This window comes from Sorangium sp. So ce394 (assembly GCF_051474665.1).
Lineage (GTDB): Bacteria > Myxococcota_A > Polyangia > Polyangiales > Polyangiaceae > Sorangium > Sorangium cellulosum_D.
On the sequence record NZ_CP150339.1, the window covers coordinates 11,091,337 to 11,104,822 of the forward strand.

The window sequence follows — 13,486 nt, forward strand, 5'->3', positions numbered from 1 at the left end:
CCTATCCTCCGCGAGCGATCCAGGAGCGCGGCCCGCGAGAACGCCGCGCGCCAGGCCGCGCATCCGCCGTTCGACGACCCCGCGCTCCGGCCCTCCTCGCTGATGATCCGATCCCTGCCGTTCGCCTCCATCGCTCTGGGATCGGCACTCCTCGCGCTCGCGCTCGCGCCCCGGACCGCGGCGGCCCAGGCGCCGCCGCAGTCGGAGGGCGTGCACCTCGGCGGGTTCGTCTTCCGCCCGTCGGCGGAGCTCCGGATCCGGGGCGAGCTTCGCCGGTACCCCGTGGACACGGGCGGCGACGTCTACAGCTCGAACGCGGTGCTCGCCGAGGGCTTCGGGGGCGCGCTGCCGCCGCTCCTCGACACGGGCAACGTCGTCAAGACCCAGTGGTTCTTCGCGCAGCGCGCGCGCCTCGGCCTGGCCGTCGATCGCGGGCCCGTCACGGGCGTCCTCACGCTGCAGGACGCGCGGCTCTGGGGGACCGACGACGCGATCTTCGTCGGGGCGGGCGAGCCGTCCCTCCCGGCGACGGCGCCCTACGAGGCCTACGTCGATGTGCACACGCGCTCGGGGCGCCGCGCCTTCGTCCGGCTGGGCCGTCAGCGGATCGAGTGGGGGGACGGCCGCCTGATCGGGGCGGACGACGAGACGCTCACCGCGCGCTCGCTCGACGGGGTGCGCGCGGGGGTGCAGCTCGGCAACGTCGACCTCGAGGCGATGGCCGTGCTCCTCGCTGCGCCGGGCGGCGCGCCGCCCGAGGTCACGGGGACGCGCAAGCCCATCTCCGCCGGCACAGGGACGCAGCTCTACGGCCTGAACGCGCTCTGGCGCGTCGCCCCCCTGCTCCACCTCGAGGCCACGGCGCTCGCGCGCATCGCGCGCGAGCCGCGGCCGACCTGGCTCACGCCCGGAGACACCGTGGTCCTCGACGCGCGCATCTCCGGCGACCGCCGCGGCTTCCGCTACGCGATCGAGGGGGCCTACGAGCTCGGTCGGGTCGCCACCTTCACGGCCGATCGCCCGCTCGGCGGGTTCGCGGCCGCCGCGCGGGCGGCGCTCGAGACGTCCCTCCCCGCCCGCCTCACCTTCAGCGCCCGCGGCGCCTACGCGACGGGCGACGACGGCGCGCTCGAGGAGGGCGAGACGCAGCGCCGCTTCGATCCGATCCTGCCCGACGCGCAGGACAACCACGGCCCGATGGGGCTCTACGCGTGGTCCAACGTGATCGAGGCGGGCGGAGCCGTCCGCGCCTCGCCCCTCGACGCGATGACCGTCGCCGCCGGGTACACGTTCGTCGGCCTCGCCTCGCCCGGGGGCAGGTGGGTCACCGCGCGGCTCCTTCCCGTGGGCGCCGTCCGCGACAACGAGCGCCGGACGCTCGGCCACGAGATCGACGTCTCGCTCGCCTACCAGCCGTGGGAGCCGCTGCGCTTCGCGCTCGGCTACGGCCTGTTCATCTTCGGCGACGGCGCCCAGGCGATCTTCACGAAGGCGAACCGCGCGCACGACGGCGGCCGCCCGGCAGATCTGCAGCAGTGGGCGTTCTTGCAGACGACCGTGACCGCTCCCTGAGGCGGGTCGGCGTCACGCGCCGCGTGCGTCGCGGTTCACGTCGCGCGCCGCGTGCTTCGCTGTCGGAGGGGAGGGAGTGAGGCGTCTCGGGGGCCGCGCCGTGCCGTGCGGCGCGCGGCGGTGCGGGGGCGCTCGCCCGGGCTCGCCGGGCGCGGCCCCCGCGCTTCGCGATCAGGTGCTCGGGGCGGGCTTCGGCGTGCCGAAGATGCTGGCCGCGCGGCGCTTCTCCTTCGCGGCGCGATCGCGATCGCTGTAGCTCGGGATCACGACGCGCTGGCGCTGCGGCAGCTCGCGGCCCGAGACGATGGCGTCGACCTCCTCCGCGTCCAGCGTCTCGCGCTCGAGGAGCGCGTTGGCGAGCCGCTCGAGGATCTCGCGGTTCTCGGTGAGGAGCCGCCGCGCCTCGGCGTGGGCGTCGAGGATGAACCGCCGCACCTCGTCGTCGATCTGGTTGGCGATCGTCTCCGAGTAGTCGCGGCGCCGGCTCGTGAAGTCGCGCCCGAGGAACACGCTCTCCTCGTCCGCGCCGTACGAGATCGGCCCGATGACGTCGCTCATGCCGAACTCGGTCACCATCCGCCGCGCGAGGTTCGACGCCTGCTTGATGTCGTTGCCCGCGCCGGTCGTGAACTGGCCGAACATGATCTCCTCCGCGACGCGGCCGCCCATCAGCACCGAGAGCCGCGCCTTGGCGAACTCGCGCGACATGCTGAGCCGGTCCTCCTTCGGCAGCTGCTGCGTGAGGCCGAGCGCCGGGCCGCGCGGGATGATCGTCACCTTGTGGACCGGGTCCGAGAACTTCTCCAGGAGCTTCGCGACCAGCGCGTGCCCGGCCTCGTGGTAGGCCGTGGTCCGCTTCTCCTCGTCGCTGATGACCATGCTGCGGCGCTCTGCGCCCATCAGCACCTTGTCCTTGGCCATCTCGAAGTCGATCATCGTGACGACGTCCTTGTCCTGACGCGCCGCGAGGAGGGCCGCCTCGTTGACCAGGTTCTCGATGTCGGCGCCGACGAAGCCGGGCGTGCCGCGCGCCAGGATCTCCATGTCGACGTCCGGCCCGAGCGGGACCTTCTTCGTGTGGACCCGGAGGATGCCCTCGCGGCCGCGCACGTCGGGGCGGTTCACCACGATGCGCCGATCGAAGCGGCCAGGCCGCAGGATCGCGGGGTCGAGGACGTCGGGGCGGTTCGTCGCGGCAACGATGATCACGCCCTCGTTCGACTCGAAGCCGTCCATCTCGACGAGGAGCTGGTTCAGCGTCTGCTCGCGCTCGTCGTGCCCGCCGCCGAGGCCCGCGCCGCGGTGGCGGCCGACCGCGTCGATCTCGTCGATGAAGATGATGCACGGCGCGTGCTTCTTGCCCTGCTCGAACAGGTCGCGCACCCGGCTCGCGCCGACGCCGACGAACATCTCGACGAAATCCGAGCCGGAGATCGAGAAGAACGGCACCCCGGCCTCGCCGGCGATCGCGCGCGCGAGGAGCGTCTTGCCCGTCCCGGGGGGGCCCATCATGAGCACGCCCTTCGGGATCCGGCCGCCGAGCTTCTGGAACTTCTTCGGGTCCTTGAGGAACGCGATGATCTCCTCGAGCTCGTCCTTCGCCTCGTCGATGCCCGCGACGTCGGCGAACGTCACCTTGTTCTGCGCCTCGCTGAGCAGCCGCGCGCGCGACTTGCCGAAGCTCATCGCCTTGCCGCCGCCGGCCTGGAGCTGGCGCATGAACAGGTAGAACATCACGAGCAGGAAGACCGTCGGCAGGAGGTACATGATCGCCCCCGGCCAGAACGGCGACGTGTCCTCCTTCTCGAAGTAGACGGCGACCTTGTTGTCGACGATCGTCTTCGTGATCTCGTCGGCGTTGTCAGGCCCGATCGTGACCTTCTTCGTCTTCGCCCCGGTCTTGGGGTCCTTGACCCAGAAGGTGTACTCGCGGTCCTTGATCGTGACCGACTCGACGTGCGGATCCTTGTCCTTGGCCTCGACCTGGACCTGGCCCATGAACTCGCTGAACGCGACTTGCGTGGCGGGCCGGGAATCCGGGCTCAAGAACTGCCAGATCGCCAAGAACATCATGATCAGCAGAACCCAGAGCAGCAGCGTCTTGTGCGATTGCTTCACGAGGACCCTCTAAGCTCGCGCGGCGAGCCGGCGTGTACCGAAATTGTACGCGTGTTCCAGTCAGCATGCCACCCGTCGGCTCGGTCGTCGACCGCGGGTTTTCCCCGCGGCGGCACGGCGAAACAGGGGACTCGACAGGGGTCGCGGGTGGGGTGCATGCGGTCAGGCCCCGCGACGCTCGGACCTGTCCTCGATAAGCACGCTGGACTCCTCTGGAAAGCCCAGGGCGATCTCTCCGCCGCCGCGGACCAGGACGCGCAGCGGCCGCCCGAGCTTGCGAGCCCGCTCGATCGCGAGGCGCTGCGCCCGACCGAGCGGCATCGAGAGCGGCTCGCCGCCGTCGAGGACGGCCGGATCGCCGCCGGCGCGCCGATCTCGGCCGGCGGCGAGCATGTCCGCGAGCGCGCAGAGGTGCTCGACGATCGTCGGCGACAGGTCCTCGAGGAGCGGGAGGAGCTCGCGGCGGACGCGAACGCGGGTGAAGCGGGGGTCCCCATTGCTGGGATCCTCCGCGAACGCCAGCCGATGTCGGCTGAGGTGGGCCAGCACGTCGGCGCGGCGGGCCAGGAGCAACGGGCGGATGAGCTCGACGCCGGCAGCCGCCGAGCGCGGCGCCGCGCCGGCGGCGTCGGTCCAGAGCGGCGCGCGCGGCGGCAGCACGGCCAGCCCCCGCGGCCCAGCGCCCCGCAGCAGGCGCAGCAGCACCGTCTCGGCCCGGTCGTCCGCGGTGTGGCCGGTCGCGATCGCGCGGGCGCCGAGCGCCGCCGAGGCCGCCGACAGCGCGGCGAACCGGGCGGCGCGCGCTCTGGCCTGGAGGTTCGCGCCGGGCGCCACGTCCACACGGGTGCTGGAATAGGGGACGCCGAGCCGCTCGGCCAGGTCGCGCGCGATCGCGAGCTCGGCCGCGGCCGCCGGCCGCAGGCCGTGGTCGACGCCGTGCGCGACGACCTCGTGGCCGATCCGCCGCCGGAGCATGGCGAGGACGTGCAGCAGCGCCGTCGAGTCGGGGCCCCCGGAGCAGGCGCAGAGGACCACGTCGCCGCGCGCGAGCAGCCGCTCGTCCCGGATCAGCCGCTCGGCCAGCCGGATCAGCGACGGGGGGTGCGATCGGCCCCGCCTGGGCGGCGGGGGAGGCCCGGGGGACGGGCTCATCGCAGCTCGAACGCCTTGCAGAAGATGATCTCGTCGCGCTCGTCGTCGAGCGACGGGCTCAGGTGCGGCGCGACCGGATAGCCGAGCGAGCAGCGCGGCGCGCCGCCGGGAGGCGCGCCGCCGGCCTCGTCGCGCTCGGTCTCCGCCGGATCGAACGACGCGCAGTCGGGGCAGGCGAACACGAGGCGGTAGCGCCGCGCTTCCTCGCGGAGCCGCTCGTCGAGGGGGTGGATCATCCCGGCCAGCGTAGCGCAAGCCGCTGGGCGGAGGCGCGCTGCGACCTCGCGCCGCGCGCGATCTCGGCCCGAGCTCGCCGGGGCTGCGCGCGACGCGGCGCGACGCGCCTCCTCGCCGCGCGGCTCAGCGCGCCGGCCGGCGGGCGCGGGTGAGGCGGACGATCGACTCGATGTGGCTCGTCTGCGGGAAGAGCTCGACCGCCTCGATGTCCGTGATCTCGAAGCCGCCGCGGAGGATGCCGCCGAGATCGCGCGCGAGGGTGGCCGGGTCGCACGACACGTAGACGACCACGCGCGCGCCCGAGGCCGCGATCGCGCGCGCCGCGCCGGGCGCCCCGCTGCGCGGCGGATCCAGCACCACGACGTCGGTGCGCGCCGGGATCGGGACCTGGTCGGCGTCCGCCTCGATCGCCTTGCCGGCGAGGCCGCGGGCGGCGAGGTTCTGGCGCAGGCAAGCGACCGCCTCGGGCGAGCGCTCCACCGCCGTGAACGACGCGAGCCCCGGGGCGGCCGGCGAGGCGGCCTCGGCAGCCCCGGCGACCGGCGCGGACCGCGGCGCGCCGCGCGCGAGGAGCACGGAGAGCGTCCCGCTCCCCGCGAACAGCTCCAGGACGTGCGGCGGCCGGGAGGAGTCGAGGTGAGCGAGCTCGGCGGCGCGGCCGGCGAGCACGGCGGCGCCCTCCTCGGACGGCTGCCCGAAGCCGCCCGGCGCGAGGAGCAGCGGCAGGCCGTCGGCGCCCACGATCGCCGGCCGCGGATCGCCGAACGACGCGGCCTCGCGCGCGCCGTCGAGCGTGACGCGGGCGCCGGCCCACGCGCCGCGGGCCGTGCGCTCGTCGAGCTGCTGCCACACGGCCGGCGGCAGCTGGCCGCGCCAGAGGATCTCGACCACCGGGCGGCTCGAGGCGCCCAGCGAGACGAGGATGTCGCCCTCCCCCGCGGCCCCGCGCAGGACGCCGGGCAGCTCGCCGGCGAGCGGCGCGATCGGGTCGGCCAGCACCAGGCAGCGGTCGACCGCCGCGACAGCGTGCGTCCTCGGCGCGCGGTAGCCCACGCGCACCTCGCCGCGCTCCGCGCGCGCGAACAGCCGCGCGCGCGAGCGGTAGCCGAGCGGCTGGGGCGCGGGGTGCAGGCGGATCGGCGGCAGGTCGGCCTCGGCGAGCGAGGCCGCGCGCGCGATCGCCTGCCGGACGATCTGCGCGTGCGCGGCCTGCTGCGCCTCGACGCGGACGTGCATCCAGTCGCAGCCGCCGCAGGTCTCCGCGAAGCGGCAGGGCGGGGCGATGCGGTCGGCGCTCGGCTCGACCACGCGGAGCAGCTTGCCCCGCGCCGGGCGCGCGCTCCGATCGAGCTCGACCTCGACGAGGTCGCCCGGCGCCGTCGCGGGGACGAAGACGACCTCGCCGGCGAGCCGACCGATCCCTGCGCCGCCGGCGGCCAGCGCGTCGATGCGCAGCTGCGCTCGCTCGCCGGCGCGGGGCCGCGCCCTGGCGCCGCTCGAGCGGCGATGAACAGCCTTCATCCCTTCATCGTAACGCGCCGCAGGCTCGTCGCGCCGGGGTGGTGGACGAGAGGAGCTCCGCCGGCGAGGGCGAGCGAGCGCGCGCGCCCATCCCCCGCGGGCTCCACGTGGGCGCCGAGGCGCGGCCCGCGCGTGGTGGTCGCGCCGGTCGAGGCGGGCGGCGCAGCGTCGACCCCCTTCAGGGGCGCGGGCTGCGCGGCCATCGTCTTGATGTAGATCAGCGCGCCGATGCCGATGACGCACAGCGCGGTGAGGGCGATGACGGCGACGAGCACGAGCGTGTTCCTGCCGTTCCCCTTGGACACCGCGTCCTGCGTGGCCGCCCAGATGGCCGCCGGATCGGGGCGCGGCAGCGAGAGCGCGGTCTCGATCTGCGACTGGGGAGGCTGCGCCGGCGCGGCGGGCGCGAACGGCTGGGCCTGCGCGCGCGATGGATCGAGCGTCATCGACGGCGGCGGCGGGAACACCGGCGCGGGCGAGCCGGCAGGGGGCGAAGGAGCGTAGCCCTGGCCGTTGAATGGCAGCGCGTACGAGGGCGCCTGCGGCGATGCGCCGAACGCAGCGGCCCTGCTGGTGTGCGCGCGGCGTGCGGCGTCGCTCGAGCCCTGCGGGACCGGCGCGGGGGGCTGGGGAGGAGCCTGCTGCGGGAGCGCGAGCGTGGACGCGAGCGGGTTGCCCAGATCGCTGTCCAGGAGGCCCCCCTTGGGGAACGGCGCCCGATCGGCCGCGCCGAGATCGCGCGGCGGATACGGGTTCGCCGGGATCGTCGGCGCGGTGAGGTTCTGGCCGCCGTGCGCGCGCGGCGAGCTCGCGTGCGCGGGCGCGGCACCGGGCCGCACCGTGGGAAGGGCGGACGGGGCGCCGGGCTGAGGAGGAGGCGCCGGCGCGAGCTCCGGCGCCATGCCGGCCGCCGGGCGCGGCATCGCGCGCTCGCCGTAGGGGAGCGGCCGCACCGGCTCGGCGTGCTCGCGCGTCGCGACCGTCGTCGGGACATCCTCGTCGTCGTCCATCAGCGACGAGGCCACCATCTGCTTGCCGGCCGCGTCCCTCGACGGCGTGCGCCCGACCGGCGCGATCCCGCTCGCCGGCGCGGCGTTGTGCCGGAAGACCTGCGGCGGCGTGAGCCGCTGCTGCGGCTCGGGCTCCCGCCCGCGGCTGCGGAGCCCGACGCTGTCCGTGGCCGTGGTCGAGGCCCGCCCGCGCACCTGCTCGACGTTGATCGTCGACGTCACCTCCGCCGCCCACGCGAGGTGCGCCTCGCGCTTCTGGATGCGGTCGGCGAACACCTGCTGCACGAACTGCGCGACCTCCTCGGAGCCGACGAAGATCCCGCTCCGCATCAGGAAGTTTTGCAGCGCTCGCGAAAATTCGCGCGCCGTCTGGAAGCGGTCCTGCCTGTGCTTGGCGAGCGCCTTCATGACGACGCTCTCCAGCTCGATCGGATAGTCGGGCACGATCGTGGACGGCGGCGGGACCACGCAGGCCTGCACCTTCTCGAGGGTGTCGAGATCGGTATCCATCCGGAAGAGACGCTGGTTCGTCGTGAGCTCCCAGAGGACGACCCCGAGCGCGAACACGTCGGTCGTGCGATCGACCTCATTGCCGCGCACCTGCTCGGGAGACATGTAGGCCAACTTGCCTTTCAGCGTTCCCGCGCGGGTGGACGACAGCCGATCGGCCACCTTGGCGATCCCGAAATCCACCACCTTGGTGTAGCCGTCATACGTGAGGAACAGGTTGTGCGGCGTCACGTCGCGGTGCACCAGGCCGAGCAGCTGGCCGTTCTTTCCACGCAGCTCGTGGGCGGCGTGGAGCCCCTCTGCCGCATCGGAGCAGATGCGCGCAGCGAGCTCGGGCGAGATGCGCAGCCGGCGCTCCTCGGCGCGCCGCATCACCTCCCGGAGCGGCTCGCCGTGGAGATACTCCATGGCGATCCAGTAAGTGTTGTCGTCCTTCCCGAGATCGAACACCTGCGCGACATTGGCGTGGTTGATGCCAGCCGCGATGCGCGCCTCGTCCAGGAACATATCGACGAACTGATCGTCCTCGACCAGATGCGGGTGGATCCGCTTGATGGCGACCCACTTTTGGAAGCCGCCCGGCCCATCCATGCGCGCCAGGTGGACGCTCGCCATTCCGCCCACCCCGATCTCGTCGACCACGCGGTAACGGCCCAGGAAGTAGGTCCCCTGCTGCTTCTCGGACTCCTTCGCGCGCGCGTCAGACGATGAATTGGTCGACCCGGGGCTTGGAGGTCCGCCCATTCGCGATGCGGGTCGAGGCGGGGGTTGGGGCATGAGCGGTCACTACTTTACCGCGAGTGCGCGGCGCTTTGCCATGTCGTCTCGGCCGAGCGACCTGGCAGATGGTCAGCTTCAATCCACTCGGTCGCTGAAGGCCCGTGTCCTGACAGGTAGGACACCACCAGAGACCCAGGACGGAGTCGTGGCGAGCTCAGGGGAACGGTTGGCCAGGTTGACCTCGCTCAAAATAGAAACGGAAGCTCCCCGTGACCCTCGAGAGGAGCTCCCGGGGGATGGCGTCGGCTGGATGACCGATCCCGGCGTCGCGCGGATCACCGACCCAGATGTCGAACGTCGCGTCCGTGTACTTGTCGACCGCGTCCGTCTCGTTGGGATCGCCGCTGAACAGCGCCTGGAACTTGATGGTCCCATCCACGGCGTAGAGCACGGTGTTCTGGTTGTGGCACGACCGCTGGAGGTAGAGCGCCATGTGCACGAGCGGGGCGAGCCCCTCCGGCTTCGGCGTCGGCGGGGGCGAGCCCGGCAGCTCGACGCCGGGCGGGAGCCCGACGCTCAGGTCGACGTCGAGCTTGTTCACCTGCCCGTCCCCGCGGATGAGGCCGACATCGTCGATCGTGACCGCGAGGCCGTCCGAGACCTCCTGGAGGTCGCTGCCCCGCTGCACCCGGATCTGCAGCGTGGAGCGGTACGGGACCGCGGCGAAGAAGTCGGGGCGCATGTCGTAGGCGCCCTCCCAGCAGTCCGCCGCGAGCAGCCTCGAGCTGTAGACCTCGCCCTCCCCCTGCCCGAGCGAGCACCCGAGCGAGAGGCAGCACACGAGGGGCACGAGCAGGCGCGCCGTCACGACGCCGCCCCCGCGCGGAGGGCGGCCCGGATGCGGCCGCCGCCGAGGACGCGGTCGCCCCGGTACACCACGGCCATCTGACCGGGGGAGACGGCCCGCACCGGGCTCTCGAACCGCGCTACGAAGCTCTCGGCGCCCGTCGCGGGGTCGCGCCGCCGCTCGATGACGCCGGGCGCCGCCTCGTGCCGCGCGCGCACCCGCACCTCGGCCTCCAGGGGGAAGACCGCGTCGTCGGACCACACGGCCTCGGTGATCTCGGCGCCCGCCGCGTAGAGGTCGGCCTCGTCGCCGAGGCGCACCGCGCCGGTCGCCGCGTCGAGGCCCACGACGAACGCCGGGCGGCCGAGCGAGACGCCGATGCCCTTGCGCTGGCCCACGGTGAAGCCGTGCACCCCGCCGTGCGACCCGACCACGCGCCCGTCCCGATCGACGATCGGCCCGGGCCGGAGCCTGTCCGCCGCGCGCTCGGCCACGAAGGGCGCGTAGCGGCCGGAGGGGATGAAACAGAGCTCCTGGCTCTCCCCCTTGTCGGCCCCCGGCAGCCCGCGGGCGATCGCCTCGGCGCGCACCTCCTCCTTGGTCGACTCGCCGAGCGGGAAGAGGAGCCGCGACAGCTCGTCCGACCGGAGCATGTGGAGGAAATAGCTCTGATCCTTGTGCCGATCGCGGCCGCGGTAGAGGCGGGCGCCGCCCTCCTCCACGACGACCCGCGCGTAGTGGCCCGTCGCCACCCACGAGACGCCCAGCCGCTCCGCCAGCGGGAACAGCTCCCGGAGCTTGACCGAGCGGTTGCAGGCCACGCACGGGCTCGGCGTCTCGCCCGCGAGGTAGGCGTCGACGAACGGATCGACGACGTGCTCGCGGAACAGGGCGCGGCGATCGAAGGTGTAGTGCGGGATGCCGAGGTGGTCGGCGACCCGGCGGGCGTCGTGCTGATCCTCGGGCGCGCAGCAGCGGCTCTTGACGCTGCCGTCGTCGGGGTAGTCCCAGAGGTGCAGCGTCACGCCGACGACCTCGTAACCAGCGTCGCAGAGGCGCGCCGCGGCGACCGAGGAGTCGACTCCGCCGCTCATCGCGATGAAGACGCGAGCCCCCGGGGAGGGCCGCTCGCCGGGCCGCGCCGCGCTGCCGGCCTCTCGGACAGGAGTTGCCATTTCCGTTCTTATAGCGTGAATCCCGCGCCGCGGTCGGGCGCCGCGGGCAAACACGCGCCGACACGCTCCGTCGGCGGCGCGCGGCGGCGCGCGGCGGCGCGCGGCCCAAGCTTCGGACCGGCTCGCCGCCATTCACCCTTGGCCACCCCCGCGGCGCGCGTGTACCGTCTGCCAGATGCCGAGCGGGGTCGTGCTCGTGATCGAGGACGAGGAGTATGTCGCGGACCTGCTCGCCACCGCGATCCGCGAGGTGGGTTACGAGGTCATCTACTGCGCCACCGCGGAGGCCGGGCTCTCGACCGCCTGCACCCTGGAGCCCGAGTGCATCGTCTGCGACGTCGGCCTGCCCGACCACGACGGCTACTGGGTCGCGCGCAACGTCCGCACCCAACCTTCGCGGGTGTCCGTCACCCCCTTCCTGTTCCTCTCCGCCCTCGATGACCAGCAATCCCGCCTCGAGGGGTTCCACGTCGGCGCCGACGTCTACATGACCAAGCCGTTCCGGGTCACCGAGGTCGTCGCGCAGATCGGGGCCCTCGTGCAGATGGCGTCCCGCCTGCGGCAGCGGCGGGACAGCCTCATGTCCATCCCCGCCTCCGTCGACCAGACCGCCATCGAGGGCGACCTCAGCCAGATGTCGATCGCGACCGTCCTCACGGTCCTCGAGATGGAGCGGCGCTCGGGCGTGTTCGAGGTGCTCAGCAAGAAGCGGCGCGCGCAGCTCGACATCGCCGAGGGGTGCATCGTCCAGGGGACCGTGGGCGGCACGCGCGTGTCGGCGCTCGCCGCGCTCCGCACCATGCTGGCCTGGAAGGTCGGGCGGTTCGCGTTCGTTCCAGGCAGCCGGCCGGTGCCGCCGGAGCGAAAATCGATCGCCGCCTACCTGCTCGAGGCGACCCGGCTCGAGGACGAGAGCGCCCGCGTCGAGCTGCCGATGCCGCCGTCGCGGCGCCGTCAGGAGCCCCGGATCGCGACGACGGCGCTCGGCGGGCCGTCGTCCATCCCGGACGACGTCGCGCCGCCGTCGTCGCGCGCGCCGCTCGGGGAGTTCCTGCGCCGCCAGCCCGGCGCCGCGCCGCGGAGGGCGGCCGACGGCGCCCTGGCGATCTCCGACGCGCCGCCGTCGCTCGAGCTGAGCTTCGATTTCGAGGCCGCGCCGCCGCCGACGCTGCGCTCGCTCGCCCGCATGACGGCGAAGCCGCCGTCGAGCCGGCGCGGCGCGGACGAGAGCGATCCGCCCACGGTCCCGCGCGGCCACGGCCGGCTCTCCCCGTCGAAGCCGCCGTCGCGCCGGACGACGGCGCCGCCATCCTCGCCGGGCCGCTCGAGCGAGCCGGGCGAGCTCTCCCGCGGGAGCGTCGCTCCCCCGACGACCCAGCCGGCGAGCCATGAAGAAGGTTCGTCGCGCATGAGCCCGGTCCCCCAGCGACCAGCGCCCGCCCGGCCTCCCCGTCCCGACTCAAAGAAGCGCTGAGGTCGCTCCGCGCGCTCCCTTCGGCCACCTCGGCCGGGGGTCGGCCCCCCCTTCGACCCTCCCCTTCGGCCACCCTGAACGGGGTTCGACCCCCCTCGCCCCTCCCCTTCGGCCACCTCGGCCGGGGGTCGAACCTCCTTCGCCCCTCCCCTTCGGCCACCTCGGCCGGGGGTCGAACCCCCTCGACCCTCCCCTTCGGCCACCCTGAACGGGGTTCGACCCCCCTCGCCCCTCCCCTTCGGCCACCTCGGCCGGGGGTCGAACCCCCTTCGCCCCTCCCCTTCGGCCACCTCGGCCGGGGGTCGATCGCGAGCCGATCGGTCTGCCTTCGCAAAGGCGGCGAGCTCCCTCCCAGGGGGCCGGGCAGGTCGGCAACGCCTCTCCTCACGAAGGCCTTCGTCCGGCCGGCCGGACGAGCCCCTCAGAGCGTCGCCTGCTGCTCCGCCTCGCCGGGATCGTGGTCGCGCAGGTAGCTCAGGTTCACGGCGTTCACGACGGCGTGCGCCACGAACGGACCGACCAGCGATCCGGTCGCGGCGAAGATGGCGCCGAGCCCCGCGCCGACGCCCGCGGCCCAGCCGACCCACACCCAGCGGCTCGGGCCGCGCATCTGGTGCATCAGGCCGAAGAGGAGCGCGCTCAGCGCCACGCCGAGCAGCGGCGTCAGGAGCCCGCGGAAGAGCAGCTCCTCCCCGAGGCTCGAGAGGCCCGCGAGGAGCAGGACCTGGCCGAGCGAGAGGTCCAGCGCGACCGGGCGGAGCTCGCTGTGCAGGCGCCGCGCCCAGCCGAACCGGGCCACGGCGACGCGCGTCATCGCGACGACCCCGGCCGCGAGCGTGAGGCCGAGCGCGGCGCTCATCAGCAAGGCGGCCAGCGGGGGCAGCGAGAGCCAGGGGCTCGGGTGGATCCACGGCCATCCATCCCGCACCACCAGGGCCAGCGAGATCGCCAGCGCCGAGAGGACGAGGTAGCCGGACGCGGCCCGCAGCGTCGCGTCGGCCCGGCCGGTCCGCGCCCACCGCGAAGCCCGTAGCGTCGCGTCGGTCCGGCCGGTCCGCGCCCATCGCGAAGCCATGCCCCATCATGGCACGCCCCCAGAACCCGGTGAAGCGGCGCGCAGCTTCAGGACCCCTGGCCGAGCGCCGGCAAC

Annotated in this window: 10 protein-coding genes; 2 read left to right on the plus strand and 8 right to left on the minus strand. The window is 73.9% G+C overall.

Annotated features, from left to right (window positions below; translation table 11 throughout):
* Nucleotides 1–102 precede the first annotated feature (102 nt).
* Nucleotides 103–1,572, plus strand: a complete 1,470-nt coding sequence (locus WMF33_RS40940; RefSeq protein WP_437333685.1) for an alginate export family protein — start codon at nt 103–105, stop codon at nt 1,570–1,572.
* A 171-nt stretch (nt 1,573–1,743) separates the two neighbouring features.
* Here the strand turns inward: WMF33_RS40940 and ftsH are convergent, their stop codons facing one another.
* The 7 genes from ftsH to mnmA all read right to left on the minus strand — a co-directional run bounded on the left by ftsH (nt 1,744) and on the right by mnmA (nt 10,862).
* Complete coding sequence (ftsH, locus tag WMF33_RS40945) at nt 1,744–3,690, minus strand: ATP-dependent zinc metalloprotease FtsH (protein ID WP_020740357.1); 1,947 nt, start codon at nt 3,688–3,690, stop codon at nt 1,744–1,746.
* Between the two features lie 162 nt (nt 3,691–3,852).
* A complete protein-coding gene (tilS, locus tag WMF33_RS40950; RefSeq protein ID WP_437333686.1) occupies nt 3,853–4,842 on the minus strand; it encodes a tRNA lysidine(34) synthetase TilS in 990 nt (329 codons plus the stop codon).
* Nucleotides 4,839–5,078 (minus strand): hypothetical protein, encoded by a 240-nt coding sequence (locus WMF33_RS40955; protein ID WP_437333687.1) that lies wholly within the window; start codon nt 5,076–5,078, stop codon nt 4,839–4,841. Before WMF33_RS40955 ends, tilS begins: the two co-directional genes overlap by 4 nt.
* 124 nt (nt 5,079–5,202) lie before the next feature.
* Nucleotides 5,203–6,600 carry a class I SAM-dependent RNA methyltransferase gene (locus tag WMF33_RS40960; RefSeq protein WP_437333688.1) on the minus strand — a complete coding sequence of 466 codons (1,398 nt, stop codon included), beginning with the start codon at nt 6,598–6,600 and terminating at the stop codon, nt 5,203–5,205.
* A complete protein-coding gene (locus tag WMF33_RS40965) occupies nt 6,597–8,864 on the minus strand; it encodes a serine/threonine-protein kinase (RefSeq protein WP_437333689.1) in 2,268 nt (755 codons plus the stop codon). The genes WMF33_RS40960 and WMF33_RS40965 overlap by 4 nt, the downstream gene beginning before the upstream one ends.
* A 190-nt stretch (nt 8,865–9,054) precedes the next feature.
* Nucleotides 9,055–9,708, minus strand: a complete 654-nt coding sequence (locus tag WMF33_RS40970; RefSeq protein ID WP_437333690.1) for a hypothetical protein — start codon at nt 9,706–9,708, stop codon at nt 9,055–9,057.
* A complete protein-coding gene (gene mnmA / locus WMF33_RS40975) occupies nt 9,705–10,862 on the minus strand; it encodes a tRNA 2-thiouridine(34) synthase MnmA (protein ID WP_437333691.1) in 1,158 nt (385 codons plus the stop codon). Before mnmA ends, WMF33_RS40970 begins: the two co-directional genes overlap by 4 nt.
* A gap of 175 nt (nt 10,863–11,037) precedes the next feature.
* Here mnmA and WMF33_RS40980 point away from each other — a divergent pair, with 175 nt between their 5' ends.
* A complete protein-coding gene (locus tag WMF33_RS40980) occupies nt 11,038–12,336 on the plus strand; it encodes a response regulator (RefSeq protein WP_437333692.1) in 1,299 nt (432 codons plus the stop codon).
* A 421-nt stretch (nt 12,337–12,757) separates the two neighbouring features.
* Here WMF33_RS40980 and WMF33_RS40985 read toward each other — a convergent pair whose 3' ends face one another.
* Nucleotides 12,758–13,411, minus strand: a complete 654-nt coding sequence (locus tag WMF33_RS40985; RefSeq protein ID WP_437333693.1) for a CPBP family intramembrane glutamic endopeptidase — start codon at nt 13,409–13,411, stop codon at nt 12,758–12,760.
* Nucleotides 13,412–13,486: the final 75 nt, after the last annotated feature.

Excerpts from the sequence above, each read along its gene's own strand:
- WMF33_RS40955 (WP_437333687.1), bottom strand. The coding sequence starts at position 5,078 with ATGATCCACCCCCTCGACGAGCGGCTCCGCGAGGAAGCGCGGCGCTAC.
- tilS (WP_437333686.1), bottom strand. The coding sequence starts at position 4,842 with ATGAGCCCGTCCCCCGGGCCTCCCCCGCCGCCCAGGCGGGGCCGATCG.
- WMF33_RS40980 (WP_437333692.1), top strand. The coding sequence starts at position 11,038 with ATGCCGAGCGGGGTCGTGCTCGTGATCGAGGACGAGGAGTATGTCGCG.
- mnmA (WP_437333691.1), bottom strand. The coding sequence starts at position 10,862 with ATGGCAACTCCTGTCCGAGAGGCCGGCAGCGCGGCGCGGCCCGGCGAG.
- WMF33_RS40965 (WP_437333689.1), bottom strand. The coding sequence starts at position 8,864 with ATGGGCGGACCTCCAAGCCCCGGGTCGACCAATTCATCGTCTGACGCG.
- WMF33_RS40940 (WP_437333685.1), top strand. The coding sequence starts at position 103 with ATGATCCGATCCCTGCCGTTCGCCTCCATCGCTCTGGGATCGGCACTC.
- WMF33_RS40985 (WP_437333693.1), bottom strand. The coding sequence starts at position 13,411 with ATGGCTTCGCGATGGGCGCGGACCGGCCGGACCGACGCGACGCTACGG.
- WMF33_RS40960 (WP_437333688.1), bottom strand. The coding sequence starts at position 6,600 with ATGAAGGCTGTTCATCGCCGCTCGAGCGGCGCCAGGGCGCGGCCCCGC.